The organism is Cupriavidus sp. GW823-FHT07A04 (assembly GCF_058794615.1).
Map to the genome: position 1 here is coordinate 242,930 of NZ_JBXAHA010000005.1, position 24,221 is coordinate 267,150.

Annotated in this window: 23 protein-coding genes; 12 read left to right on the top strand and 11 right to left on the bottom strand. The window is 66.2% G+C overall.

The genetic code is table 11. The features are described from left to right. Positions 1-67: 67 nt before the first annotated feature. Positions 68-982, bottom strand: a complete 915-nt coding sequence (locus tag AC1Q7Q_RS10975; RefSeq protein WP_492372228.1) for a HAMP domain-containing protein — start codon at positions 980-982, stop codon at positions 68-70. A gap of 268 nt (positions 983-1,250) precedes the next feature. Between AC1Q7Q_RS10975 and AC1Q7Q_RS10980 the strand changes: the two genes are divergently transcribed. The 4 genes from AC1Q7Q_RS10980 to AC1Q7Q_RS10995 all read left to right on the top strand — a co-directional run bounded on the left by AC1Q7Q_RS10980 (position 1,251) and on the right by AC1Q7Q_RS10995 (position 4,641). Further along, complete coding sequence (locus AC1Q7Q_RS10980) at positions 1,251-2,012, top strand: MipA/OmpV family protein (RefSeq protein WP_492372227.1); 762 nt, start codon at positions 1,251-1,253, stop codon at positions 2,010-2,012. Positions 2,013-2,093: 81 nt separating this feature from the next. Then, a complete protein-coding gene (locus tag AC1Q7Q_RS10985; protein ID WP_492372226.1) occupies positions 2,094-2,834 on the top strand; it encodes a polysaccharide deacetylase family protein in 741 nt (246 codons plus the stop codon). Beyond that, positions 2,831-4,036 carry a glycosyltransferase family 4 protein gene (locus AC1Q7Q_RS10990; protein ID WP_492372225.1) on the top strand — a complete coding sequence of 402 codons (1,206 nt, stop codon included), beginning with the start codon at positions 2,831-2,833 and terminating at the stop codon, positions 4,034-4,036. The genes AC1Q7Q_RS10985 and AC1Q7Q_RS10990 overlap by 4 nt, the downstream gene beginning before the upstream one ends. Before the next feature lie 74 nt (positions 4,037-4,110). Further along, positions 4,111-4,641: a MarR family winged helix-turn-helix transcriptional regulator gene (locus AC1Q7Q_RS10995; protein ID WP_492372224.1), complete on the top strand. Its 531-nt coding sequence runs from the start codon at positions 4,111-4,113 to the stop codon at positions 4,639-4,641. 43 nt (positions 4,642-4,684) lie between these two features. Here the strand turns inward: AC1Q7Q_RS10995 and AC1Q7Q_RS11000 are convergent, their stop codons facing one another. The 10 genes from AC1Q7Q_RS11000 to AC1Q7Q_RS11045 form a co-directional block, all read right to left on the bottom strand. Then, entirely contained in the window at positions 4,685-5,200 is a 516-nt protein-coding gene (locus AC1Q7Q_RS11000) for an aromatic-ring-hydroxylating dioxygenase subunit beta (protein ID WP_492372281.1), read from the bottom strand. A 38-nt stretch (positions 5,201-5,238) separates the two neighbouring features. Next, the gene (locus tag AC1Q7Q_RS11005) at positions 5,239-6,528 is read right to left on the bottom strand and encodes an aromatic ring-hydroxylating dioxygenase subunit alpha (protein WP_492372223.1); all 1,290 of its coding nucleotides are present in this window, start codon (positions 6,526-6,528) and stop codon (positions 5,239-5,241) included. 14 nt (positions 6,529-6,542) lie between these two features. Continuing rightward, a complete protein-coding gene (locus AC1Q7Q_RS11010) occupies positions 6,543-7,829 on the bottom strand; it encodes an NAD(P)/FAD-dependent oxidoreductase (RefSeq protein ID WP_492372222.1) in 1,287 nt (428 codons plus the stop codon). A gap of 9 nt (positions 7,830-7,838) precedes the next feature. Further along, positions 7,839-8,156, bottom strand: a complete 318-nt coding sequence (locus tag AC1Q7Q_RS11015; protein WP_150986098.1) for a non-heme iron oxygenase ferredoxin subunit — start codon at positions 8,154-8,156, stop codon at positions 7,839-7,841. A gap of 74 nt (positions 8,157-8,230) precedes the next feature. After that, positions 8,231-9,307, bottom strand: coding sequence for a branched-chain amino acid ABC transporter permease (locus AC1Q7Q_RS11020; RefSeq protein WP_492372221.1), 1,077 nt, complete (start codon positions 9,305-9,307; stop codon positions 8,231-8,233). After that, the gene (locus AC1Q7Q_RS11025; protein ID WP_150986100.1) at positions 9,307-10,191 is read right to left on the bottom strand and encodes a branched-chain amino acid ABC transporter permease; all 885 of its coding nucleotides are present in this window, start codon (positions 10,189-10,191) and stop codon (positions 9,307-9,309) included. Before AC1Q7Q_RS11025 ends, AC1Q7Q_RS11020 begins: the two co-directional genes overlap by 1 nt. A gap of 12 nt (positions 10,192-10,203) precedes the next feature. Further along, on the bottom strand, positions 10,204-10,959 hold the full coding sequence (locus AC1Q7Q_RS11030) for an ABC transporter ATP-binding protein (RefSeq protein ID WP_492372280.1): 756 nt from the start codon (positions 10,957-10,959) through the stop codon (positions 10,204-10,206). Beyond that, entirely contained in the window at positions 10,959-11,735 is a 777-nt protein-coding gene (locus tag AC1Q7Q_RS11035; RefSeq protein ID WP_492372220.1) for an ABC transporter ATP-binding protein, read from the bottom strand. The genes AC1Q7Q_RS11030 and AC1Q7Q_RS11035 overlap by 1 nt, the downstream gene beginning before the upstream one ends. A gap of 61 nt (positions 11,736-11,796) precedes the next feature. Then, complete coding sequence (locus tag AC1Q7Q_RS11040; protein ID WP_492372219.1) at positions 11,797-13,023, bottom strand: ABC transporter substrate-binding protein; 1,227 nt, start codon at positions 13,021-13,023, stop codon at positions 11,797-11,799. 175 nt (positions 13,024-13,198) lie between these two features. After that, positions 13,199-14,803, bottom strand: coding sequence for an MFS transporter (locus AC1Q7Q_RS11045; RefSeq protein ID WP_492372218.1), 1,605 nt, complete (start codon positions 14,801-14,803; stop codon positions 13,199-13,201). Between the two features lie 221 nt (positions 14,804-15,024). Here AC1Q7Q_RS11045 and AC1Q7Q_RS11050 point away from each other — a divergent pair, with 221 nt between their 5' ends. The 8 genes from AC1Q7Q_RS11050 (at position 15,025) to AC1Q7Q_RS11085 (ending at position 23,994) form a co-directional block, all read left to right on the top strand. Continuing rightward, positions 15,025-15,987 (top strand): amidohydrolase family protein, encoded by a 963-nt coding sequence (locus AC1Q7Q_RS11050; RefSeq protein WP_492372217.1) that lies wholly within the window; start codon positions 15,025-15,027, stop codon positions 15,985-15,987. 23 nt (positions 15,988-16,010) lie between these two features. Next, positions 16,011-16,763 carry a maleate cis-trans isomerase family protein gene (locus AC1Q7Q_RS11055; RefSeq protein ID WP_463322599.1) on the top strand — a complete coding sequence of 251 codons (753 nt, stop codon included), beginning with the start codon at positions 16,011-16,013 and terminating at the stop codon, positions 16,761-16,763. 1 nt (position 16,764) lies between these two features. Further along, complete coding sequence (locus AC1Q7Q_RS11060) at positions 16,765-17,610, top strand: alpha/beta fold hydrolase (protein ID WP_492372216.1); 846 nt, start codon at positions 16,765-16,767, stop codon at positions 17,608-17,610. Between the two features lie 39 nt (positions 17,611-17,649). Next, a complete protein-coding gene (locus AC1Q7Q_RS11065) occupies positions 17,650-18,696 on the top strand; it encodes a 2,5-dihydroxypyridine 5,6-dioxygenase NicX family protein (RefSeq protein ID WP_492372215.1) in 1,047 nt (348 codons plus the stop codon). Further along, positions 18,693-19,322: an N-carbamoylsarcosine amidohydrolase gene (locus AC1Q7Q_RS11070; RefSeq protein ID WP_492372214.1), complete on the top strand. Its 630-nt coding sequence runs from the start codon at positions 18,693-18,695 to the stop codon at positions 19,320-19,322. The genes AC1Q7Q_RS11065 and AC1Q7Q_RS11070 overlap by 4 nt, the downstream gene beginning before the upstream one ends. Before the next feature lie 251 nt (positions 19,323-19,573). Next, the gene (locus AC1Q7Q_RS11075) at positions 19,574-21,982 is read left to right on the top strand and encodes a xanthine dehydrogenase family protein molybdopterin-binding subunit (protein WP_492372213.1); all 2,409 of its coding nucleotides are present in this window, start codon (positions 19,574-19,576) and stop codon (positions 21,980-21,982) included. A 6-nt stretch (positions 21,983-21,988) separates the two neighbouring features. After that, on the top strand, positions 21,989-22,816 hold the full coding sequence (locus tag AC1Q7Q_RS11080; protein WP_492372212.1) for an FAD binding domain-containing protein: 828 nt from the start codon (positions 21,989-21,991) through the stop codon (positions 22,814-22,816). An 8-nt stretch (positions 22,817-22,824) separates the two neighbouring features. Continuing rightward, on the top strand, positions 22,825-23,994 hold the full coding sequence (locus tag AC1Q7Q_RS11085; protein WP_492372211.1) for a xanthine dehydrogenase family Fe-S subunit: 1,170 nt from the start codon (positions 22,825-22,827) through the stop codon (positions 23,992-23,994). Positions 23,995-24,221: the final 227 nt, after the last annotated feature.

Genomic DNA, 24,221 nt, shown 5'->3' on the forward strand with positions numbered 1-24,221 from the left:
CTGTGTTGGCGGGGGCGCGCGGTGCGGCTGGGCGAGGGCGGGCCTTGCCAGCGTGGGATTTGCCCGATTAGTCTCGCCGTGCCGGACATGGAGGCACAGGCACTGGCGCGAGGTACCGGGCGGGCAGCGTGATGGCAAGGCGCGTGCAGCCCGCCACGCCGCTGTCCAGCGAGGCCTGGCCGCCGTGGGCCAGCGCATCCAGCTCGCGCACGTCCAGCCGCAGGGCCTCGAGGCGCTGCGCGCGCTGCAGCGGATCGGGCCGGGCATCGGCGGACTGCAGCAGGGCGATGCCGAATTCCAGCCGCGTGATCGGCGTCTTGAGCTCATGCGAGATGCCGTGGATCATGTCGCGCTGCTGCATGACGGAGGCCTCGATACGCGACGCCATGTCGTTGAACTGGCGCGTCAACGGATAGAGGTTGGCGCGCCTGGACAAGCGCGCACGGGCGGCAAGGTTGCCGCGGCCGAACTGCCTGGCCGCCTCGCGCAGGGCATTGAGTTCGCGCCAGTGATAAAAAAGCCAGCCAATCACGGCGAGCAGCGTGGCGGATGCGATCAGCGTGTAGGCGATCAACTCGATCCTGGCCTGGCTCGCGTTCCTTTGGCTGATATGCAGGACCTGGCCGTTGCGCAAGGGCAGGTAGGCATCGTCGCCATCATCGCCAAACACGATCTTGTCGTCGCGCAGGTCGCGCAGGTCGCGCAGGCGGCGTTCGCCCAGATGGGCCACGGCATGCATGCCGACCACGGCGAAGCCCTCTCTCGCGTTGCGCCGCAACGTCTGCAGCGCGGCCTCGCGCGCTGGGCCCGGGTGGCGCGCCAGGTAGCCGGTGAGCAGGAAGGCATAGCTTCCAACCTCTTTGCGCTCGCTCTCGCTGAGTTGCTGGTGGTACGCGGGGATGAGTACATGGTCGATCGCGGCAAAGGCAGCGAACACGCCCAGGTTGAGCAAGAGAAAAAGCTTGAAGAGGGATCGGAACATCTTGGCTTGTCTCCTTCGCGCTTTGGCGGCGGGCGAAAGGATCTCGTCGGGTGGATCGCATTGGTCTTGCCCGGCCAATGCGAAGCGATTCTAGAGGCTAACGCTTCGCCCTGAAGCGGCTCGTATCAACTCGAGACAATTACGCACAATTACGCACAGTTTCGCGTCACTTTCCAACAGACACCGATAGGCCCTGTCCCTAGACTCTGGGGCTTGATCCAAGGGGGCTTAGGTGAATCGCATGTTGAGAAGAAAGTTGGAGAGATCGATGTGGGCCGGCGCATTTCTGGCCAGCGGCCTTGGCTGTGCCAGCGCGTATGCCGACAATATTTACACGGTCGGACTGGGCCTGGGCGTCGCGCCGCGCTATGAGGGCAGCAACGAGTACCGGCTGATCGGCGGCCCGCTGTTCAGCGCGGAGTTCGGCAATGGCTTTTTCATCAGTCCCCTGCGCGGCGGCGCGGGCTACGGCCACACGTTCTCCAACGGCATGTTTGCGTCGTTTGGCCTCGACTACGACCTGGGCCGCACCGACAGCAAGCGCTTCGACCTGCCGGGCTCCGATCACCTGAAAGGCATGGGGCGGATCCCGGGTTCCCTGGTTGGGGCGTTGCAGGTCGGCATGCCGGTGTACGGCGGCGCCGTACTCAGCGTGACGCTCGACGCGCCGATGACCAAGCGCGACCGTGGCCTGAGCGGCCATATCGACCTGTCCGTGCCGGTGTACAAGGCCGGCAAGCACCTCGTCAGCGTCAGCCCCAGCCTGCATTTCGGCTCGCGCAAGTACACCCAGACCTTCTACGGCGTGACCGACGCGCAAGCCGCGAACAGCCAGTTCCGCCCCTACACCACCAAGGCGGGATTCGACCGCGCCAGCGTGGCCGTGTCCTGGGAATACGAGATCTCGCCCTCCTGGTCGGTAAACAGCACGGTGGCCGTGACCCGCTTGCTGGGTGACAGCGCCAACAGCCCGATCGTGCAGTCGAAACAGTCGTTCGTTGGCCTGACGGCGCTCAAGTACCGCTTCTAGCCACACCGGCTGCACCGGCCGCACCGGCCGCACCGGCTGCGCAACTCCGTTCTGCTTTGCTCCTGTTCGCCGAGGGAAGACATGACACCGCGAATCCCCATCCTGATGTACCACCAGATCGATGCGCCGCCGCCGCGTGGCACACCGATGCGCAGCCTTGTGGTGGCCGTGCGCGATTTCTCCTGGCAGATGCGCCTGCTCCGGCTGATGGGCTATCGCGGCCTGGCCTTGCGCGACCTGCTGCCTTACCTGCGCGGCGATAAGGCCGGCAAGGTGGTGGGCATCACGCTGGACGACGGCTACCGGAACAACCTGGACCATGCGCTGCCAGTGCTGCAGCGTTGCGGGTTCAGCGCAACCTGCTATGCGGTCAGCAGCCTGCTCGGCAGGACCAATGCCTGGGACACGGCCATTGGCGTGCCGGAGACGCCCCTGATGACCATGCAGGAACTGCGCACCTGGACCCGTGCGGGCATGGAAGTCGGCGCGCATACGCGCACCCATGTGGACCTGACCAGGATGGATGGCGATGCCGCGCGCGACCAGATCGCGGGCAGCAAGCTCGCGCTGCAAGATGCGCTGGGGGCACCGGTGCGGCACTTCTGCTATCCCTATGGTGCATTCAATCAACCTGTCGCCGACCTGGTGCGGGAAGCCGGCTACCACAGTGCGGTGACCACGCAGCGCGGCCGCGCCGCGATCGGCGGCAACCTGTTCGGCCTGCCGCGCGTGCCGGTCGCGCGGACCTCGCATGCCGGACATTTTTTGCTGAAGCTGGCGACTACCTATGAAGATCGCCGCGGCATGGAGGTGGTGTCATGATGCACGCTGACCGAGGCGCCGCGCTGTCCGCCGGCCAGTTGCGGGTGCTGGTGCTGAACTCCCGGATGGATGGCGGCGGCATCGATTCGCACACGCTGTCGCTGTGCCGGGCCCTGCGGCTGCAGGATTGCGTGGTGAGCTTGGCCGCGCCGGCGCGCGCACGCTGGATTGACGCGGCGCAAGCCATGCCCGGCATCCAGGTGCTTGCGCTGGATGCCGGGCGCGTGGTCTGGCCGCTGGTGCTGTCACGCTATATCCGCGAGCAGCGCATCGATGTCATCCACGCGCATCACGGGCGCGATTACTGGGTGGCGATCGCGGCCTGGATGCTGTCTGGCCGAACTGCATCGGTGGTGGTGACGCGTCACCTGATGACCCAGCTCAAGGAGCGCACGCGCCGCTACCTGGCGGCGTTCTCCAACGTGATCGCGGTGTCCGATGCGGTGCAGGAGTCGCTGCGCCGGGTTGATCCGGAGCGTGCCTTGCGGCTGCGGCGGATCTACTGCGGGATTGACACCGAGCGCTTTCGCCGCATTGCCTTGCGCGGCTATCGCGTGCGCGAGACCCTTGGGCTGCCGCAGGACGCGTGGGTCTACGCGATGATCGGCGGGGCGCAACGGCCCCACGGCAAGGGGCAGTTCTACTTCGTCAATGCCGCTGCGCAGGTGCGGGCGCGGCACCCGCACGCGCATTTCCTTTGCGTCGGCGACGGCGACCTGATCCCGCAGTTGCGCCATGAGGCGCAGGCGCTGGGTTTGGCCGGGTGCATCCACTTCCTGCCGTTCGAGCATGATGTAGCGTCGCTGATGCAGGCGATCGATGTGCTGGTGCATCCGGCCGTGGGCAGCGAGGCGCTGGGGCTGGTGATACTGGAGGCACTGAGCTGCAGCAGGCCAGTGATCGCCACCGCGCTGGACGGGATACCCGAGACCTTTCTCGATGGCGCCCACGGCGTGCTGGTTCCTCCGCGCGACGCGCACGCCCTGGCGCAGGCCATGTGCCAGCTGGCGGCGGACCCTCGGCGCGCGGCCCGCATGGGTTGGCGCGGGCGCGGCTGGGTGGAGGCGAACTTCTCGCTGGCCTCGCTCGGGCGCGAAACCGTGCAGCTGTACCGGGATTGCATGGCGGCGGCGCGGCATCGGGACAGGGCAAGCATCGCGCAAAGCGGGCAGACTGCGCCGGCCGCGTCGGAGCGGACCTGAAACGGTGCGTTTCGGCACCAGGGTGGGGACAGTCGTCTATACTTGTCAGCATGCTAACGAATTTGGTGAGTTGAATGTCCTCTGCAAAACGTCAAACGACGCGCTCCGCTCCTCCGGTCGAGGATCCGGCGCCGTCCGAAGCGGACCCGGCCAAGGAGCTTCTGTGGGCGCGGCCCGGCTTCCTGGTGCGTCGCCTGCACCAGATCCACGTGGCCATGTTTTTCGAGGAATGCAAATCTCCCAGCATCACGCCGGTGCAGTACGCCATCCTGACGGTATTGTCCGTGTTGCCCGGGCTGGACCAGACCGCGCTGGGACAGGAAGTCGGTTTTGACCGCACCACCACCGCCGACGTGGTGCGCCGCCTGGAAGAACGTGGCCTGGTCGAGCGCAAGGACAATCCGGCCGACCGCCGCACGCGCCACGTGCACCTGACCAAGGAAGGGCAGACCGTGGTGGCGTCGCTGCGCGCCGATATGGAACGCGCGCAGGAGCGCATGCTGGCGCCGTTGCGCCCGGCGCAGCGCAAGGTGTTCATGGACTTGCTGTCGACGTTGGTCGAGGCTAACAACGACTATAGCCGCACCGTGTTGCGCATCATGTAGCGACAGTGCGCCGGCATGGCGCCGGCGCTTGGGCCATACCCGCTCAGACCGGATACACCAGGTCGTTGGCGATGATGGTGGTGTCGTACACGACCTGGCGCTCGGCCAGCAGCAGCTTGCCCTCGATGCGGGCGAAGCGGTCGTGATACGTGCCCGCCATGTGGATGGTGGTGGGCCCTTCCACCAGCGTTTGCAGCAGCAGGAAGCTGGCCTGGGCCTGGATCTCGCCAGACTCGCCTTGATCGGTGACGCGCGTATTGGTGACGAGATGCAGCATATAGCGCGGCGCGAACATCTGGGTGCGCGCAATCGCCACCGCCCGGTCGTGCATCATGCCGCGGCCTTCGGCATAGACCAGGCCCACCGGCAGCCCGAGTTCCACGTTCTCCCGTGCGGTGACGCGGTAGATGCAATCCTCGGTAAAGAACTCGGGCCACGTTTCCACCATGCCGGCATCGAGCACGGCGCAGTATTCGCTGTGGAAGGCGTCGATCTCCATGCGCAGCGCTTGCGCGCGCGCGGGGGCCAGCTGGCAGGGGCGAAAGAGGCTATGCGCCATCGGTGTCATGGTTGGGGTGATTGTCGGTGTCATGCTGTTCAGAACCCCATCACGCTGCGGTAGTACTGGTACATGGCGCGGATCGCGGACTCCGAGATCAGCGAGTTGGCGGTGCCGACGTGTCCGGGATCGAGCTTCAGCACGTTGCGGTCGGTGCTGGAGCGGCGCACGCCCTCCTGCACGAACTTCATCGCTTCGTTGTCTTCCAGGCCAAGGAAGCCGGCCGGGCCCATCAGGTTGCCCTGGCGCAGGCGGTGGCGCGTCATCTCCTCGGTGTCGTCCTCATAGCCGAACATGGTCCACTGCATCAGCATGCTGTCCGGGCCGTTGGGCACGATCTGGCGCACGCCCAGCGTGTTCATCTCGCGCTGCACGATCAGGTTCGGCCAGATGGTCTGCATGGTGACGGACCACGGCGAATCGAACTCCTTGATGTACTCCAGGAAGCGGTCGTCCTGCAGGCGCATGCCTTCGTGGTAGGAGCGCATCTCCTTCTTGTTCTCGTCGCTCACCGCCGCGTACTTGTCTTCCTTCTTGGCCGACGCCATGGTGCCGTGGCGGCCGTGCACCGGGTCCGCGATCATGGCGGAGTCGTTGCCGGCGACCAGCAGGCCAAACACCACCAGGAAGGAGTGCAGCAGCGTGGCGTGGTACGGGTCCTTCAGGTTCTCGTGGTACATCTTCCAGTTGCAGGGCAACTCGTTCTTGTAGTACCCGAGGATCTTGAGCGGCTTGCCGTTGAACACCACGTCGAAATCCTTGAGGATTTCCGGCGTCATGTACACGTCCAGCGGTTCCATGTCGTTGGCGTACGAGGCGAAGATCACCCCGTTGCGCGTGGCCACGTTCAGCTTCACCAGGCCATGGTCTTCATTGCGGAAGTCCTTGGGCATGCCACCGGCACGATTCACGCCGCGCTTGAACGGCACGCCCTGCAGGTTGCCCTTCAGGTCGTAGGACCACTGGTGATACGGGCAGACGAACTCCTTTGCGTTGCCCTGGCCATGCCGGCAGAACTCCGCGCCGCGGTGGGCGCAGCGGTTCTCGAAGACATTGACGGAGCCGTCTTCAGCGCGCGCCACGACGACGGGCGTCGGCCCGACGTAAGAACGCTTGAAGTCGCCCGAGTTGGGAATCTCGGCCTCCAGCGCGACGAAATTCCACGAGCGGCCGCGGAAGATTTTCTCCAGTTCCAGGTCGTACACGGCATTGCTGGTGTACACCCAGTCAGGGATGAAATGCAGGGCGTCCTCCGGCCACAGGCAGGCGGCCAGTTCGGCATCCTTGGCGCGCGGCGTGCGGTTGATGACCGCATGGGTCTGGTACATGTTTCGTTCCTCGTTCAGGATTGGGTTTCGCTCGCGCGCACGGCGGCGGCTTCGCGCGCCGCCTGCTTCAAGGGCAGGGCGGTGTCGCACAGCAAGCCGATATCGCAGGCGGTGCCTTGTTCGATCAGGTTGCGGAGCTGGCGCAGGTCGCCGCCCGCGTTGACGGCGATGGCGTGGCGAAGTTGTGCGCCGGCCATGCCAAGCAACAGGAATTTTGGGGGGGTGTCGCCCTCGGGTGCTTCTGCGCTGCCGCGCAGCGTGTAGCGCAGCGTGGGGTCCATGGCGCCCAGCATCTGGATATTGCAGCCGAGCTGGTCGGTCCAGAACCAGGGCAAGGCGGCCGGGGCCGTCGGCACGCCGAGCATGGCGGCCGCGGCGATGCGGGCCTGCTCATTGGCGTTCTGCCACGACTCCAGGCGCATCTCCTGGCCAAACAACGGCTGGTATTGGCTGGTGCAATCGCCGGCGGCAAACACACCCGGCGCGCTGGTGCGGCAGTGCGCGTCGACCCGGATGCCGCCGTTGCCCGGGTGGAGCGCAAGCCCGGCTGCCTCTGCCAGGCCCACGTTGGGCTGCAGCCCGATGGCCACCACCACCAACGGCGCACGCAGGGCGGTGCCGTCGGCCAGCGTGACGGCAATCTCGTCCGCGGCCGGCGGGATCGACGCGATCTCGCCGCCCAGGCGCAGGTCGATGCCGAGGCCGCGCACGCGTTGCGCCAGCCAGTCCGAGAACACGCTCGGCACGGCGCGCTGCAGCAACAGCGGCGCGGCTTCGACCACTGTCACCGCCAGCCCCATGGCGCGGGCGGTGGATGCGGTTTCCAGTCCAAGGAAACCGCCGCCGATCACCAGCACCGCGCGCTCGCGGCGCAGCGCGGCCCGCAAGCCGCGCGCATCGGCGAGCGAGCGCAGGTAATGCACCCGGGGCTGCCCCTCGGGCAAGGCGGGCAGGGTGCGGGCACGCCCACCGGTCGTCAGCAGGCAGCGGCTGAAGGAAATCGCCTGGCCATCGGCGCAATGCGCCGTGGCGCTGGCGGGATCGAGCGAGGCCACGGTGGTGGCCAGGCGCAAGTCGATGCCTCGCTCGGCATAGAAGCCCGCCGTGTGCACGCCGATGCGCTCGTCTTGCTGTTCGTCCGCCAGCACGGCCTTGGACAGCGGGGGGCGCTCATACGGCGCATGGGCCTCGCCGCCGACCATGACGATGCCGCCGTCATGGCCCAGCGTGCGCAGCGCGGCGGCGGCCGTGGCGCCAGCCTGGCCGGCGCCGATGATCAGGATGGGGGCGTCTTGTGACATGGCCGGCGCTCAGGCGGTGACCATGACATCGACCAGGACATCGCTGTCCACGATCTTGACCGGGTAGACCTTGATGCCCTGGGTGGCGGGCGCGCACATGGCCTGGCCGGTGCGGATATCGAAGCGCGCCTGGTGCAGCGGGCATTCGATGCAGCCATCCTCCAGGTAGCCGTCGGACAGCAGCGCGTACTGGTGCGTGCAGACGTTGTCGGTGACGAAGTACTCCCCTTCGCTGCGGTACAGGGCCAGCTGCGCGTCGCCTAGCGTGAGCGGCATCACTTCATCGTCCTGAAGCTGGCCGGTAGTGGCGATCTTGGTCCAAGCCATGATGCATCTCCTTTGATCAGTATGCTGAGTATTAATGCTCAGTGTACTGATTTAAATTGCCGACTGAATCAGCGTTAACCCTTGAGCGTCGCCGAGGCGGCCGAGGCGGCCGAGGTGGCGGAATGGCCGTGCAAGGGCGTGGCGGCGCTGGCCGGGCCAGGGCGCGCCCGCGCGGCCCGGCGCTCCAGCAGGGCTTGTACCTCGCCCATGATGCCGCGGCGAAAGGTGAGCACGCAGACCACGAAAATCAGGCCTGTGACCATGCTGACCGACTCTCCCAGCGTATTGAACCAGTCCACGCCCGTCATCGCGGCCAGGCTGCTGCCGGCATCGCCGAGTTTGTTTTCGACCGCGACAATCACCAGCGCGCCCAGGATCGGCCCGGACAAGGTGCCCATGCCACCCACCAGCGTCATCAGGATGACGGATCCGGACATGGCCCAGTGCACGTCGGTCAGCGTGGCAAAGCCGAGCACCAGCGTCTTCAATGCGCCTGCCAGTCCCGCCAGCGCGGACGACAGCACAAAGGCCAGCAGCTTGAACCTGTCCGTGTCGTAGCCCAGCGAGATGGCGCGCGGCTCGTTTTCCTTGATGGCCCGCAGCACCTGACCGAAAGGCGAGTTCACCACCCGCGCGATCAGCAGCAGTGCGGCGCCGACCACGATGGACGCCACGTAGTACATCGTCAGGTCGCCCTCCAGCGAGAGCAGCCCGAACAGGCTGCCGCGCGGCACCGCCTGCAAGCCGTCCTCGCCGCCCGTCACCGGAGCCTGCAGGCAGAAGAAGTAGAACATCTGCGCCAGCGCCAGCGTCACCATCGCAAAGTAGATGCCCTGGCGCCGGATCGCCAGCGCGCCAAAGGCCAGGCCGAGCAGCGCGCCGAACGCCGTGCCGGCCAGCAGCCCGAGCTCCGGCGTGGCGTGCAGGGATTTCATCACGTAGCCGCAGGCATAGGCCGCGCCGCCAAAGAACGCGGCATGGCCGAAGGACAGCAGCCCGGTAAAGCCCAGCAGCAGGTTGAAGGCGCAGGCAAACAAGGCGAAGCACATCAGCTTCATCGCCAGCACCGGGTAGGCGCCGAGAAAGGGGGCAAGCGCGACGGCCGCCATCAGCAAGGCGCCGGTCAGTCTTGCGCGAGAGTCAACGGTCATTATTTTTCCTTTCCGAACAGGCCGGCGGGGCGCACCATCAGCACGCACACCATGGCCACGAAGACGACGGTTGCCGAGGCTTCCGGGTAGAACACCTTGGTCATGCCTTCGAACACGCCCAGGCCCAGCCCTGTAAAAATGGAACCGAGGATCGAGCCCATGCCGCCGATCACCACCACGGCGAACACGGTGATGATCAGGTTCTGGCCCATCAGGGGCGAGATCTGCATCACGGGCGCGGCCAGCACGCCGGCAAAGGCGGCCAGCCCCACGCCGAAGGCGTAGGTCAGCGTCACCAGCAACGGCACGTTGATGCCGAATGCTTCCACCATGCGCGGGTTCTCCGTGCCGGCGCGCAGGTAGGCGCCAAGCCGCGTCTTCTCGATCACGTACCAGGTGGCGAAGCACACCACCAGCGAGGCCGCCACCACCCAGGCGCGGTAGTTGGGCAGCACCATGAAGCCCACGCTGGTGGCGCCCGTCAGCGCCTCGGGCGTGGCGTAGGACAGGCCGGAGACGCCATACGCCGAGCGCAGCAGCCCTTCGATCAGCAGGCAGATGCCTAGCGTCAGCAGCAGGCCATAGAGGTGATCGAAGCGATAGAGCCGGCGCAGCATGGTGCGCTCCAGCACCACGCCCAGCACGCCGGTGACGAGCGGGGCGAGGAGCAGCATCAGCCAGTAGCTCAGCCCCAGGTAGGCCAGCCCCATCCAGGCCAGCACGGCGCCCAGCATGAACAGGGCGCCATGGGCAAAGTTGATGACATTGAGCAGGCCAAAGATGACTGCCAGCCCAAGGCTCAGGATGGCGTAGAACGAGCCGTTGACGAGTCCGAGCAGCAACTGGCTCAGCAGTGCGGGCATGGGTATGCCAAAAAATTCCATGACGAGGGTTCCTTACACGCCAAGCAGGGCGTTCAGCGTGGGCATCTTGCGCGCGAGCGCGCTGGCGTCGAAGCACTCCACCATGCGGCCGTGCTCCATCACGTAGAAGCGCTCGGCGAGTGGCGCGGCGAAGCGGAAGTTCTGCTCCACCATGACGATGGTGTAGCCGCGTTTCTTGAGCGTGGTGATCATTCTGGCGAGGGTCTGGACGATGACGGGGGCCAGGCCTTCAGAGATTTCATCGAGCAGCAGCACGCTCGCGCGGGTGCGCAGGATGCGGGCGACGGCCAGCATCTGCTGCTCGCCGCCCGACATGCGCGTGCCCTGGCTCTTGCGGCGTTCCCACAGGTTGGGGAACATCGCGTAGATCTCGTCCAGCGGCATCGGCTCGCGGCCTGACGTTGCAACGTCAGGCTTGAACACCGGCGGCAGCATCAGGTTTTCCTCGCACGACAGGCTGGAGAAGATCGCGCGTTCTTCCGGGCAATAGCCCAGGCCCAGCGGCGCGATGCGGTGCGTCTTCATGCCGATGGTCTCGGTGCCGTTGACGCGGATCGAGCCCTTGCGGGCGCCGACCAGCCCCATGATGGCGCGCATGGTGGTGGTGCGGCCCGCGCCGTTGCGGCCCAGCACGGTGACGACCTCGCCCGGGTTGACGGTCAGGTCCACGCCGTGAAGGATGTGGGATTCGCCGTACCAGGCGTGCAGGTCCTGGATCTGCAGGGCGGGGGTGGATTGGCTCGTGGGTTGGTTCGTGGGTTGGCTCATCATGCGGCCTCCGCCGGTTCGGCATCGGCCGTGCCCATGTACGCTTCCATCACTTGCGGGTTGCGCGTCATTTCCTCGTATGGCCCTTCCGCCAGGATGGCGCCGCGCTGGAGCACGGTGATGCGCTTGGCGATGGACGACACCACGCTCATATTGTGTTCCACCATCAGTACGGTGCGTCCGGCGGAAACCTGCTTGATCAAGGCGGTCACTACCTCCACATCCTCGTGCCCCATGCCTTGCGTGGGCTCGTCGAGCAGCATCAGCTCGGGGTCCATTGCCAGCGTGGTGGCGATCTCCAGCGCACGCTTGCGGCCATAGGCCAGCTCGGCGGTCGGCAGGTCGGCAAAGCCCTCCAGGCCGACGGCCTTGAGCAGCGCGACCGCGCGGTCGTTGAGCTCGTCCAGCGAGCGCTTGCTCTTCCAGAAGTGATAGGCGGTGCCGAGCTTGCGCTGCAGCGCCACCCGCACGTTTTCCATCACGGTGAGCTGGGGGAACACCGCCGAGATCTGGAAGGACCGGATCACGCCCTTGCGGGCGATCTGGGCGGGGCGCGCCCGCGTGATGTCCTCGCCGTTGAACAGGATGGTCCCGGCGGAGGGCGTATGGAACTTCGTCAGCAGGTTGAAGCACGTGGTCTTGCCGGCGCCATTGGGCCCGATCAGGGCGTGGATGGCGCCGCGCCGAACGCGCAGATCGACCTGGCTGACGGCGGTGAAGCCCTTGAACTCCTTGGTGAGCCCCCGGGTTTCAAGGATGACGTCAGCCTGGCTCATGCGTGCTCCGCTTTTGGGTCTTGGCAGGTTGGGTCTTGGCAGGTTGGTTCTGCATCGCGGCTCACTTCTTCACCAGTGCGCATTCGCTGGCGGACAGCGGGCGGAATGCCGAGTCGCCTGGGATGGTGCTGATGTACTTGACCAGGTCCCACGGGCCCTTGGACTCCGCCGGCGTCTTGGCCTGCGCCAGGTACATGTCATGCACCATGCGGCCATCCACGCGCACCTTGCCGGCATGCACGAAGTCGTCGTTGACCGCCAGGGCGCGCATCTTTTCCGCTACCGCCGGGCCATCCACCGTCCTGGCCGCCTCAACCGCCTTCAGGTAGTGCAGCACACCGGAATACACGCCGATCTGCCCGTGCGTCGGGTAAGCCTTGTGCTTGGCGTAGAAGCGCTCCACGAAGGCCTTTGACCTGGCGTCGAGGTCGAGCTTGAATGGGTCCACATAGGTCAGGCCCTGCGCCACGCTCGGGCCCAGGCTCTTCAGGTCGGTGATGAAGGTCGACGGCGTGATCACGGTCTGTCCGCCCTTGATCAGGCCGAACTCGCCCGCGGCCTTGACGCCGTTGATCATGTCGTTGCCGGCGTTGGCCAGCACCACCACCTTGGCCTTGGACGCAGAGGCGGCCACGATGGGGCTGCTGAAATCGCTGGCGTTAAGCGGATGCTTGGTGCTGCCCACGTTCTTGCCGCCGCTGGCCTCCACCTCCTTGCGGAAATCCGATTCCAGTGACTGGCCCAGCGCGTAGTCCACGGTGATGTAGTACCAGCTGTTCTTGCCGTCGGCGATCAGTCGCTTGACCAGCGGCGCCGACACCGAATACGTATCCCAGCCCCAGTGAAAGCCGGTGGGCGAGCAGTTCTGGTTGGTCAGCGCCATGGCGCCGCCGGTGGAGACGATATTGATCTTCTGTTTTTGCCTGGCGATTTCCTGCACCGCCAGCGCGGTGGAGGAGTTGGGGAAATCGATCACCATGTCCACGCCATCGGTGTCGAACCAGCGGCGCGCCAGCGACGAGGCGATGTCCGCCTTGTTCTGGTGGTCGCCAGAGAGCACCGTGACCGGCTTGCCGAGCGCCTTGCCGCCGAACTCTTCCACGGCCATCTGCGCCGCGAGCACCGAGCCGCGGCCCGAGAGATCGGCGTAGGAGCCGGACATATCGGTAATCACGCCAACCTTGACGCCGTTGGCATCCGCCAGCGCGGCGGTGCTGCAAAGCAGGGCGATCAGGGCGGGGATCAAGGCAGGAATCGGGGTGCGGCGTGCGTTGTGCAGAGACTTCATGGGGGCGCTCCAGACAGGGTGAGTGGGGTTCGGGAACCGGGATAGAAAACCAGATGGCTTCGCCTTGGTGCAGCGATCAGTATGCTGATCATTAACTGCAGTGTACTGAGCAAATTTCGCGCCAGAGGACGAAGCCGGGCTACAGGGCTACAGGGCTACAGGGGGCACAGTGGGATCAGGTATCCAGGTTGCGGCCACGGGTCTCGGGCACGAACACCATGCCGACGACAAAGGCGATGGCGGCGATCGAGACCGGATACCAGAGGCCGAAGTACACATTGCCGCTGGACACGTTCATCGCCGTCACGACGAACGACAGCATGCCGCCGACCCAGCCCGCACCCAGGTGGAAGGGCAGGGACAGCGACGTGTAGCGGATGCGCGCCGGGAACAGCTCGACCATGAACGCCGCCAGCGGGCCGTACACCATGGCGAGCAAGAGGATGGGGATCAGCAGCATCAGGAACAGCATCGGGCGGTTGATGGCGGCCGGGTCTGCGTGCTCCGGCCAGCCGGCGGCCACCAGCGCCTGCTTGATCGCCGCTTTGTCAAAGCCCTGCAGCGTGGTGTCGCCGATGCGCAGAGCGGGCTGCGCGCGGGCATCAATCTGCGTGAATTCGTAGCCGACGCCAAGATCCGTCAGGTAGCCCTTGACCTTGTCGCACGCCGACACCGGCTCGGCAAACAGGCGGAAGTGGCAGTCGCCGGCGCGTAGCTGCACCGTGTTGCGCTGCTGGAACTGCTCCAGCGCCGGGTTGGCGTAGTGCGTCAGCGCCCTGAAGATGGGCTGGGTGGCCAGCGCCGCCAGCAGGCAGGCGGCCATCATGATGTGCTTGCGGCCGATCCGGTCCGACAGCCAGCCGAAGAACAGGTAGCAGGGCGTGGCGATCACCAGCGCGATGCCGATCAGCAGGTGCACCAGTTCCAGCGGCACGTGCAGCGTCTTGTTGACGAAGAACATCGTGTAGAAATGACCGGTGCCAAAGATGGCGCCGAGCCCGGATGCCACCACGAACAGCAGCAGCACGTACTTCAGGTTGGCCCAGTTCGTGAAGCTGTCCAGGATGGGGGATTTCGACGTGGCATTGCCGGCTTTCATGCGCGCGAAGATCGGCGACTCATGCAGCTTGCCGCGGATGTAGACCGATACCACCAGCATCAGGAACGAGACCAGGAACGGCAAGCGCCAGCCCCATTCGCGGAACTGCGCCTCGGTGAGGAGTGTCTTGAGCAGGTACACGACCAGCAGCGACGAGAGCAGGCCGAGTGTGGCCGTGGTCTGCAGGGAGCTGGTGTAGAGCCCGCGTTTTTCCACCGGAGAATGCTCGGCGACGTAGGTCACCGCGCCACCCACTTCGCCACCCAGCGCCAGCCCCTGCAGCAGGCGCAGCACCACCAGCAGGATGGTGGCGGTGATGCCGATCTGGCCATAGGTGGGTAACAATCCGACACCCACCGTGGCGATCCCCATGAGCAGGATCGTCACCAGGAAGGTGTGCTTCCGGCCGATCTTGTCGCCCAGCCGGCCGAACAGCAACGCCCCGACCGGGCGCACCAGGAAGCCCGCGCCGAAGGTGGCAAGGCTGGCGAGGAAGGCCGTGGTCTCGTTACCGGGCGGGAAGAACAATGCACCAAAGTAGACCGCCAGCGCCGCGTAGATATAAAAGTCGTACCACTCCATCAGCGCCCCGAAGGACGACGCGAGGATCACCTTGCGTTCTTCCCTTGTCATGCCCTGCTTGCGCACGGCGGCACCGTCATTGGCCAGGCTGATCGTCATGGTCGTTTCTCTCCGGGGGCAGGTCAGCCTGCCCGTGTGCGTGTCCCACACTGTCAGCATGCTGAGTAATTTCAATCAGTGTACTGAGCAGAATTTGTCAGTGTTATGGGGGTTAACCCTTTTGGCTCCGGCTAGACATTCCCCAACCTCGTTGCTATATTAAAAATGCTCAGCATACTGATCAATTAGCAAGCCCCCACCCAAACAGGAGTCGCCACAGCATGACGAGAATTCGGAAGATTGCCCTGGAAGAGCACTTCATGGCCCCCGGTTTCCAGGCCTATTCGAAGGGATACCTCCAGCACATCGACGCAGCGGTCATGGCCGATCTCGCCAGGCGCCTGGCGGATTTCGACGACATACGCATCGGCGAGATGGACCGCGCCGGCATCGATTTCACCATCCTGTCGCAGACCGGCCCGGGCGTGCAGGGCGAGACGGATCGCGTCGCCGCCATTGGCCGTGCCCGTGAGAACAACGACTTCCTGGCGGCGCAGGTGGCGCGGCACCCCACGCGCTTCGCTGGCTTTGCCGCGCTGCCGATGCATGACCCCGTCACGGCCGCGGACGAGCTGGAGCGCGCCGTGAAGCAGCTTGGCTTCAAGGGCTCGCTGGTCAACGGCCACACGCAGGGCGTGTATTACGACGATCCATCCTATGACGCGTTCTGGGAGTGCATGCAAGCGCTGGACGTGCCCATGTACTTGCATCCGACCGATGCGTTTGTCGCGCCGCATGTGTATTCGGGCCATCCCGAAATCAGCGGCGCGGCCTGGGGCTGGGGCGTGGAGACGGCCAGCCACGCGCTGCGCCTGGTGTTCGGCGGCGTGTTCGACCGCTTCCCCCGGCTCAAGCTCATCCTTGGCCATATGGGCGAGGGGCTGCCGTTCCAGCGCTGGCGCTTCGATAGTCGCTTTGCGGTGTACTCGCATGGCATCAAGCTGGCGAAGAAGCCGTCGGAATACATCGGCAGCAATATCGTGATCACCACGTCGGGCGTGTGCTCGCCGGCTGCGCTGAACGGCGCGATTGCCGAGATGGGCGCCGAGGCCGTGCTGTTCTCGGTCGACTATCCCTACGAATCCACGGCGATTGCGGCGGACTTTATCGAGCAGGCACCGATGGACGAGGCCACCCGCCGCCTTGTCTGCCATGGCAATGCCGAACGCATTCTCAAGCTTTGAACCCCGAAACAACGGAGCACCCCGTGCAAAAGACTTTCCGGATCGGCCAGATCGTGCCGAGTTCCAACACCACGATGGAAACCGAAATCCCCGCGATGCTGCTCGCGCGCCAGCAGGTGCGGCCTGAGCGGTTCACCTTCCACTCCAGCCGCATGCGCATGAAAAAGGTGGTCAAGGAAGAACTTGCCGCGATGGACGGCGAATCCGACCGCTGCGCGCTGGAGCTGAGCGACGCCCGCGTCGACGTACTGGGCTATGCCTGCCTGGTGGCCATCATGGCGATGGGCCACGGCTATCACCGCGTCTCGGAGAAGCGCCTGCAGGCTCATACCGCGGCTAACGGCGCCGATGCGCCGGTGGTCACCAGCGCCGGTGCGCTGATCGATGCGCTCAAGGTGATCGGCGCCAAGCGTATCGCCGTGGTTGCGCCGTACATGAAGCCGCTGACCGAGCTGGTGGTGGACTACATCCGCAACGAAGGCTACGAAGTGGTGGACTGGCGCGCGCTGGAAATCCCCGACAACCTTGAAGTCGGCCGCCATGATCCTGCCAGGCTGCCCGGCATCGTCGCGCAGATGAACACCAAGGATGTGGACGCCATCGTGCTGTCCGCCTGTGTGCAGATGCCGTCCCTGCCGGCGGTGGCCAAGGTCGAAGCCATGACCGGCAAGCCGGTCATCACCGCCGCCATCGCCACCACCTACGCCATCCTCAAGCAACTCGACCTGGAGCCCGTGGTGCCAGGCGCCGGCGCTTTGCTCTCGGGCGCTTACTAAGATGAGTACCCTTGTTTGCGGCGGCAACGTCCACGCCAACGGCATCCGCCAGCACTATCTCCGCTATGGCGGCCACAGCGGTGCGCGCGTGACGCGCGATCCGGTGATCGTGGTGCCGGGCATCACCAGCCCGGCCATCACCTGGGGCTTCGTAGGCGAGCGCCTTGGCGAGCAGTTCGATACCTATGTGCTGGATGTGCGCGGACGCGGCCTGTCGTCCGCGTCGGACACGCTGGACTACAGCCTGGACGCCCAGGCCGCCGACGTGCTGGCGTTCGCGCAGGCGATGAACCTGCCCAGCTACAGCGTGGTGGGCCATTCGATGGGCGCGCGCATCGGCATCCGTGCCGCGCGCAGCCAGCCTGCCGGGCTGGCGCGGCTGGTAATGGTGGATCCGCCCGTGTCCGGTCCGGGCCGGCGCGACTATCCCGCGCAGCTCGCCTGGTATGTGGACTCCATGGCGGTGGCGCGCCACGGCGTGGACATCGAGACCATGCGGCGCTTCTGTCCCACCTGGACCGACGAGCAACTGGCGTTGCGCGCCGAATGGCTGCACACCTGCGACGAGCGCGCCGTGCTGGCCAGCTTCCAGGGCTTCCACACCGACGATGTGCACGCCGACTTGCCGGGCATTGGCATTCCCGCCTTGTTGATGGTGGCCGGCCGCGGCGATGTGGTGCGCGCCGAGGATATCGAAGAGATTCGCGGGCTGCTGCCGCAGCTTGAAGTCAGCCATGTACCGGGCGCCGGCCACATGATTCCCTGGGACGACGAGGGCGGCTTCTACAACGCGCTGGGCGACTTCCTCGGCGCCGAAATTGTCCCCCGGCAAAAGGCCGCGGCCTGAACTACCGATCGACCGATCTACCGATCAGCAGGAGAGAACATGCCAGTCAGTGACCACGCTCTGATCCAGGCCTGGAAACAGGTCCTCACGCTGTCCCGGCTCGCGCCCGGGCAGACCGTCACCATTCTCACCAGCGCCGCCACGCATCCGCAGACGCTGTCGTGCGCGCTGGTTGCCACCCAGGCGATGGGCGCCATCGTCAATCGCCTGGACCTGCCGCCCGTCAACGCGGACAAGGCCTTGAGCCGCGATCCGCTGGCCTACCTGGGCACCACGGCGCTCACCGGCAACCGTGCGGCCATTGCCGCGCTCAAGGAGAGCGACCTGGTGCTGGACCTGATGACGCTGCTGTTCTCGCCCGAGCAGCACGATATCCTCAAGACCGGCACCAAGATCCTGCTGGCGGTGGAGCCGCCCGAAGTGCTGGTGCGCATGGTGCCCACCGAAGCCGACCGCGAGCGCGTGAGCGCCGCCAACGCGCGGTTGTCGCGGGCGAAAGAGATGACGGTGACATCTGGCGCGGGCACCGACCTGCGCTGCCCGCTCGGCGAGTTTCCCGCCATCAGCGAGTACGGCTTCGTCGACGAGCCGGGGCGCTGGGATCACTGGCCCAGCGGCTTCGTGCTGACCTGGCCGAACGAGGGCGGCGCGAGCGGGCGCATCGTGCTGGACCGCGGCGACATCCTGCTGCCGCAGAAGGGCTACGTGGCGGACCGGGTCGAGTTGACCGTGGAAGGCGGCTTTGCCACGCGCATCGAAGGCGGCCTGGATGCCGAGCTGCTGAACGACTACATGGCGTCGTTCAACGATCCGCAAGCCTACGCCATTTCGCACATCGGCTGGGGCTTGCAACCGCGCGCGCGGTGGTCCACGCTGGGCCTGTATGACAGGGAGGCCTCGATCGGCATGGACGCGCGGGCTTACGAGGGCAATTTCCTGTTCTCGCTCGGCCCCAACAATGAGGCAGGCGGTGGCCGCACCACCGCCTGCCATATCGATATCCCGTTGCGCAACTGCACCGTGAGCCTGGACGGCGAGGCAGTGGTCAGGCAAGGCAAGGTACTGGACGGATGGAACAGCAAATGACGAGACATGGCGAACTCCCCACCTACGAGCGCCAGGGCTTCGGCACCCAACTGCCGCTACAGGGCCCCGTAGGCCTGCTGATCGTCGACTTCGTCAACGGCTTCGCCGATCCGGCGATGTTCGGCGGCGGCAATATCGCCGAGGCCATCGCCAACACGGTGCCCCTGCTGGCCAGCGCGCGGGAACAGGGCTGGGCGGTGGCGCACAGCCGCATCGTGTTTGCCGACGACGACGGCGACCACAACATCTTCACGCTGAAGGTGCCCGGCCTGCTGACGCTGAAGGAGCATGGGCCGGCCAGCGCGATCGTTGCGCAGCTGGCCCCGCGCGATGGCGAACTGGTGGTGCGCAAGACCGTGCCGTCCGCCTTCTTCGGCACTTCGCTGGCGGCGTGGCTGACGCAGCGCGGCGTGCGCACGCTGGTGGTGGCCGGCGCGGTCACCAGCGGCTGCGTGCGCGCCAGCGTGGTCGATGCCATGTCGCACGGGTTCCGCCCGCTGGTGGTGTCGGACTGCGTGGGCGACCGCGCGCTCCAGCCGCACGCGGCCAATTTGTTCGACATGGAGCAGAAGTACGCCGCCGTGATGCCGCGTGAGCAGGCGCTGGCGGCGCTGGCCCGGCTGTGAGCAGTGCCCGGTGCGCAGGGCGATGCGCACCGGGCACTGCATCGGCTGAAGCCCCAATTGACGGGCGCCGCCCGTTTCGCCAATGTGTCGATAAGCTCAGTGCACTGAATATGTGCCGCTGGACGTGCGATCAGGCAGGTGCACGGAAATTGCTTGCCGACTTGCTGGTTACCGGGCAATCCGCTACCCACGAACCCCACGAACCCCACAAAGCAGTCACGGACGGCGGCAAGCCCGGGCTGGAGAAATGTATGGACAAAGACCACATCGAGAAGCAAGGCGGGCAGGGCGTAGGCGCGCGCGTGGCGCGCAAGGAGGACGCGCGCCACCTGCATGGCAAGGGCCGCTTCGTCGCCGACATCGCCATGCCCGGCCTGCAGGAGGTTGCGTTCCTGCGCAGCCCCATGGCGCATGCGCGGCTGCTGGCGCTGCACAAGCCGGAAGGGCTGGAGCATGCGGTGATCGGGCGGGACGATATGCATGGCGCGCTCGATATCGTGGCCGACTCGGCTTTCCCCTCATACCAGCAGTCGGCGCAGCCGCCCCTGGCCGCCGGCAAGGTCCGCTTTGTCGGCGAGCCCATCGCCATGGCCTTCGCGCCGACCCGCGCGCAGGCCGAGGACATCGCCGAGCGCATTGTCGCGGAGCTCGATGAGCTGCCGGCGCTCACCGATGTCGATGGTGCGCGGCAGGCAAGCGGCACCACGCGCGTGCACGAGCACTGGAAAGACAATCACTTCCTCACACTCACCGCCGACAAGAATTTCGACGCGCTCAGCAAGACGGCCTCCGTGGTGGTCAGCCGCAAGATCGACCTGGCGCGCCAGTGCATGGTGCCGATGGAAGGCAAGGCCGTGCTGGCCTACTGGGACCACCAGTTCGACCAGCTGATCGTCTACAGCGCCACTCAGGTGCCGCACATGATCCGCACGGTGCTTAGCCATTGCCTGGGCCTGGAGCAGGAAAAAGTCCGCGTGATCTCGCCCGACGTGGGTGGCGCCTTTGGCTACAAGTGCGTGCTGCAGCAAGAGGAGCTGTGCATCGCCTGGCTCGCCATGACGTACCGCAAGCCGTTCCGCTTTATCGAAGACCGGCGCGAGCACCTGACCGCGGGCGCCAACTCGCGCGAGCACCACTACGAGGTCACGGCCTACGCCGACGCGCGCGGGCGCCTGCTGGCGCTGGACGCCAGGATCGCCATCGACGGCGGCGCCTACTCGGTGTGGCCCTTCACCATCGGCCTTGAACCCGGCCAGGCCATCGGCAACCTGCCGGGGCCGTACGCCTTCGACGGCTACCGCTGCATCACGGAATGCCTGGCCACCAACAAGCCCGGCTTTGTCCCGTACCGGGGCGTGGCGCGCACGGGCGTGTGCTTTGCCATGGAACTGCTGATGGATGCGCTGGCGCGCGAGGTCAAGCGCGAGCCGTGGGAGATCCGCTGCGAGAACCTGGTCCAGCCGGAATCCATGCCCTATGTCAACGTCACCAACAAGCACTTCGATGGCGGAGACTACCCGGCCAGCGTGCGCAAGGCCGCGCAGATGATCGGGCTGGCGCGCATCCGTGAGCGCCAGCGTCAAAGGCTGAACGATCCTTCGGCGGGCTCGCGCTATCTCGGCGTGGGCTTTGGCACCTACACCGAGCAATCGGCGCACGGCACCTCGGTATTCGCCGCCTGGGGCACGCCGGTGATTCCCGGCTTCGATTCCGCCACCGTGCGCATCACGCCGGATGGCGGGCTGGAAGTGCGCGTCGGCGTGCACTCGCATGGCCAGGGCATGGAGACTACCTTTGCCCAGATCGCGCACGAGATCCTCGGCATCGATGTGTCGCGCGTGAAGGTCGTGCACGGGGACACCGGTGTGACGCCGTTCTCCACCGGCACCTATGCTTCGCGCTCGCTGGTGATGTCGGGCGGCGCGGTATCGCGCGCCTGCAAGGCCCTGGTGCCGCGCCTGCTGAAGATCGGCGCGCATATGCTGCAGCGTCCCGAGGACGAGGCGACGCTGGCTGGTGGTTCGGTCAAGGCGGGCGACGCTGCCGTGCCGATCAGCGAAATCGCCAACGCCTGGTATATCAACCCGCAGCGGCTGCCCGCCAATGTGGATCCCACCGGGCTGGAAACCACCATGGGCTACAAGCCCAACGTGGATACCGGCAGCTTCACGTACTCCACCCACGCCGCGCTGGTGGAGGTGGACACCGATTCCGGCCACGTCGAGATCCTCGACTACGTGGTGGTGGAAGACTGCGGCACCATGGTCAACCCCATGGTGGTGGAAGGGCAGACTTATGGCGGCGTGGCGCAAGGCATCGGCACGGCCATGTTCGAGGAGATGCGCTACGACGGCAACGGCCAGCCGCTGGCCTCCACGCTGGCCGACTACATGCTGCCTGGCCCGACCGAAATCCCCTCGATCCGCATCCACCATTTCGAGACGCCGTCGCCGCATACGGAATTCGGCGCCAAGGGCATGGGCGAGGGCGGCGCCATCGCGCCCCCCGCGGCCATCTTCAACGCGGTCAACGACGCGCTGGGGCAGTTCGGCGTGGAGTTGCTGGAGACGCCGCTCACGCCGCGCAAGGTGCTTGAAGCGCTGGCTCGCGCCGAGCAAGCCCGGAAGCCGCAGACCACGCCAACCAGAGAGGCGGCCTGAACCATCATGAAAGCAGCTGCATTCACTTATCACGCGGCCCCCACGCTGGCCGCCACTTGCGCCGAGCTGGCGGACCGCACCGACAACGCCAAGGTCATGGGCGGCGGGCAGTCCATGGGGCCGATGCTTAACCTGCGCCTGACGCGCCCCGATGCCATCTACGATCTGTCGAAGCTCGCCGAGCTACGCACGGTCACCACGCGGCAGGATCGCGTGCGCATCGGCGCGGCGGTCACCCATGCGCAGATCGAGGATGGCGAATTCCCGGCACTGCGCGGCGGCATGCTGCAATCCGTGGCGCGCGGCATCGCCTACCGCGCCATCCGCAATCGCGGCACCATCGGCGGCAGCCTGGCGCACGCCGATCCCGCGGCGGACTGGGTGGTGGCGCTGACCGCCATTGGCGCGCAGATCGAGCTTGCATCGAAGGCCGGCACGCGCATCGTCCCCATGACGGAGTTCATGCTGGGTGCGTACACCACGGCGCTCACCGAAGGCGAGCTGATCTGTGCTGTCGATGTGCCGAGCCAGCCCGATACGGCACGCTGGGGCTACTACAAGCTGTGCCGCAAGACTGGCGAGTTCGCCGAGGCCAGCTGCGCCGCGTACTTCGATCCGTCCACGCGCTTCGCCCGCATCGCGCTGGGCGCGCTCGACGGCGCGCCGGCGCTGCTGCGCGGCCTCGCCCACGACATGGCCGAGCAAGGCCCCGCCGCGCTCACGCCGCAGGCCGTGCTGGCCGCCGTGACGCAAGCCACGCCGGCCAAGGATGCGATCGACCGCAAGCTCTGCTGCGCAGCCGTCACGCGCTGCATCGAACAACTTTTCAACTGAGGGCCACAGTGGAAACCATCGCACTGACGATCAATGGCCGCGCCGCTGCCGGCGCCTGCGCGCACCGCACCCACCTGGGCGACTTCCTGCGCGACGCACAGGGCCTGACCGGCACCCACCTGGGCTGCGAGCACGGGGTTTGCGGCGCCTGTACCGTGCTGGTCGACGACAAGCCCGTGCGCTCGTGCATCACCTTTGCCAGCGCCTGCGCCGGCAGCAAGGTGGTGACCATCGAAGGCTATGACGACGACCCCGTCATGCGCGACCTGCGCGCCGCGTTCAACCAGCACCACGCGCTGCAATGCGGTTACTGCACGCCCGGCATGCTGGCCACCGCGCGCGACATTGTGCTGCGGCTGCCGGATGCCGACGAGGCAACCATCCGCCATGAGCTATCGGGCAACCTCTGCCGCTGCACGGGCTATATGGGAATCGTGGCCGCGATCAGCTCCGTGCTGGCGCAGCGCAAGCCGCCTGCAACGGGCAATGAGGTGCAAGCCGTAGCAGCGACCGTGAAGCGCGAATTCGTCTGCTTCACGCCTGCGGCCGACAGCGCTGTCCAGGCCCACGCCGAGCCTGCCGCCAAGGAAGAAGCCGAGCGCAGCGCCGACAAAAAAGGCTGGTCGCGCATTGACGGCAGCTTCAAGGTGCCGTTCCCGGCAGATGACGTGTGGCGCTTCATGGCGGACCTGCCGGCGGTGGCAAGCTGCCTGCCAGGCGCGGCGCTCACCGAGCAGGACGGCGATCGCGTCAAGGGGCATGTGGCGATCAAGTTCGGGCCGATGGCGGCGCGCTTCAACGGCGCGGCGCGGCTGGAGCGCGACGACACGAACCGGCGCGGCGTGCTCAAGGGCGCGGGGCAGGATTCGCTGAGCAACTCCAAGGCCGCCGGCGACATCACCTATGTGCTGCAGGCGATATCGGCGGGCGAGACCGAAGTGCTGATCGACCTGCAGTACTCCCTGCAGGGCCCGCTGGCGCAGTTCTCCCGCTCGGGGCTGGTGCGCGATTTCGTCCGGCGCATGATGGCGGACTTCGGCAAGAACGTCGCCCGCAAGATGGACCCGTCGTTGTCGGAGAGCGAGCGCAGCCAGGCCACGCAGATGAACCCGGTATCGATGATGCTGGGTGTGATGTGGGAGAGGGTGAAGCGGGTGTTTGGAGGTGGGCGGGATTAGGCCCCGGGGCAGGGATGGAGGGTGGCAGCCGCATCCCTTTGTGGCAACCCTGCCTTTGCGCCGCCTGAGCTCGGCATTGATGATGCGTCCTTCCAGAGTGGTCCGGTCCTCGGCCGGCAATCGGCTGCGGCGCTTCTTGTGGGCAAGGAGGAGAACACCACCCGGGAGGGGCAGCGCTTGCATGTGCAGCGGTGAGAGCCAGGGAGATGCGGCATGCGGCAGCGATT

Excerpts from the sequence above, each read along its gene's own strand:
- AC1Q7Q_RS10975 (WP_492372228.1), bottom strand. The coding sequence starts at position 982 with ATGTTCCGATCCCTCTTCAAGCTTTTTCTCTTGCTCAACCTGGGCGTG.
- AC1Q7Q_RS10980 (WP_492372227.1), top strand. The coding sequence starts at position 1,251 with ATGTGGGCCGGCGCATTTCTGGCCAGCGGCCTTGGCTGTGCCAGCGCG.
- AC1Q7Q_RS10985 (WP_492372226.1), top strand. The coding sequence starts at position 2,094 with ATGACACCGCGAATCCCCATCCTGATGTACCACCAGATCGATGCGCCG.
- AC1Q7Q_RS10990 (WP_492372225.1), top strand. The coding sequence starts at position 2,831 with ATGATGCACGCTGACCGAGGCGCCGCGCTGTCCGCCGGCCAGTTGCGG.
- AC1Q7Q_RS10995 (WP_492372224.1), top strand. The coding sequence starts at position 4,111 with ATGTCCTCTGCAAAACGTCAAACGACGCGCTCCGCTCCTCCGGTCGAG.
- AC1Q7Q_RS11000 (WP_492372281.1), bottom strand. The coding sequence starts at position 5,200 with ATGGCGCATAGCCTCTTTCGCCCCTGCCAGCTGGCCCCCGCGCGCGCG.
- AC1Q7Q_RS11005 (WP_492372223.1), bottom strand. The coding sequence starts at position 6,528 with ATGTACCAGACCCATGCGGTCATCAACCGCACGCCGCGCGCCAAGGAT.
- AC1Q7Q_RS11010 (WP_492372222.1), bottom strand. The coding sequence starts at position 7,829 with ATGTCACAAGACGCCCCCATCCTGATCATCGGCGCCGGCCAGGCTGGC.
- AC1Q7Q_RS11015 (WP_150986098.1), bottom strand. The coding sequence starts at position 8,156 with ATGGCTTGGACCAAGATCGCCACTACCGGCCAGCTTCAGGACGATGAA.
- AC1Q7Q_RS11020 (WP_492372221.1), bottom strand. The coding sequence starts at position 9,307 with ATGACCGTTGACTCTCGCGCAAGACTGACCGGCGCCTTGCTGATGGCG.
- AC1Q7Q_RS11025 (WP_150986100.1), bottom strand. The coding sequence starts at position 10,191 with ATGGAATTTTTTGGCATACCCATGCCCGCACTGCTGAGCCAGTTGCTG.
- AC1Q7Q_RS11030 (WP_492372280.1), bottom strand. The coding sequence starts at position 10,959 with ATGAGCCAACCCACGAACCAACCCACGAGCCAATCCACCCCCGCCCTG.
- AC1Q7Q_RS11035 (WP_492372220.1), bottom strand. The coding sequence starts at position 11,735 with ATGAGCCAGGCTGACGTCATCCTTGAAACCCGGGGGCTCACCAAGGAG.
- AC1Q7Q_RS11040 (WP_492372219.1), bottom strand. The coding sequence starts at position 13,023 with ATGAAGTCTCTGCACAACGCACGCCGCACCCCGATTCCTGCCTTGATC.
- AC1Q7Q_RS11045 (WP_492372218.1), bottom strand. The coding sequence starts at position 14,803 with ATGACGATCAGCCTGGCCAATGACGGTGCCGCCGTGCGCAAGCAGGGC.
- AC1Q7Q_RS11050 (WP_492372217.1), top strand. The coding sequence starts at position 15,025 with ATGACGAGAATTCGGAAGATTGCCCTGGAAGAGCACTTCATGGCCCCC.
- AC1Q7Q_RS11060 (WP_492372216.1), top strand. The coding sequence starts at position 16,765 with ATGAGTACCCTTGTTTGCGGCGGCAACGTCCACGCCAACGGCATCCGC.
- AC1Q7Q_RS11065 (WP_492372215.1), top strand. The coding sequence starts at position 17,650 with ATGCCAGTCAGTGACCACGCTCTGATCCAGGCCTGGAAACAGGTCCTC.
- AC1Q7Q_RS11070 (WP_492372214.1), top strand. The coding sequence starts at position 18,693 with ATGACGAGACATGGCGAACTCCCCACCTACGAGCGCCAGGGCTTCGGC.
- AC1Q7Q_RS11075 (WP_492372213.1), top strand. The coding sequence starts at position 19,574 with ATGGACAAAGACCACATCGAGAAGCAAGGCGGGCAGGGCGTAGGCGCG.
- AC1Q7Q_RS11080 (WP_492372212.1), top strand. The coding sequence starts at position 21,989 with ATGAAAGCAGCTGCATTCACTTATCACGCGGCCCCCACGCTGGCCGCC.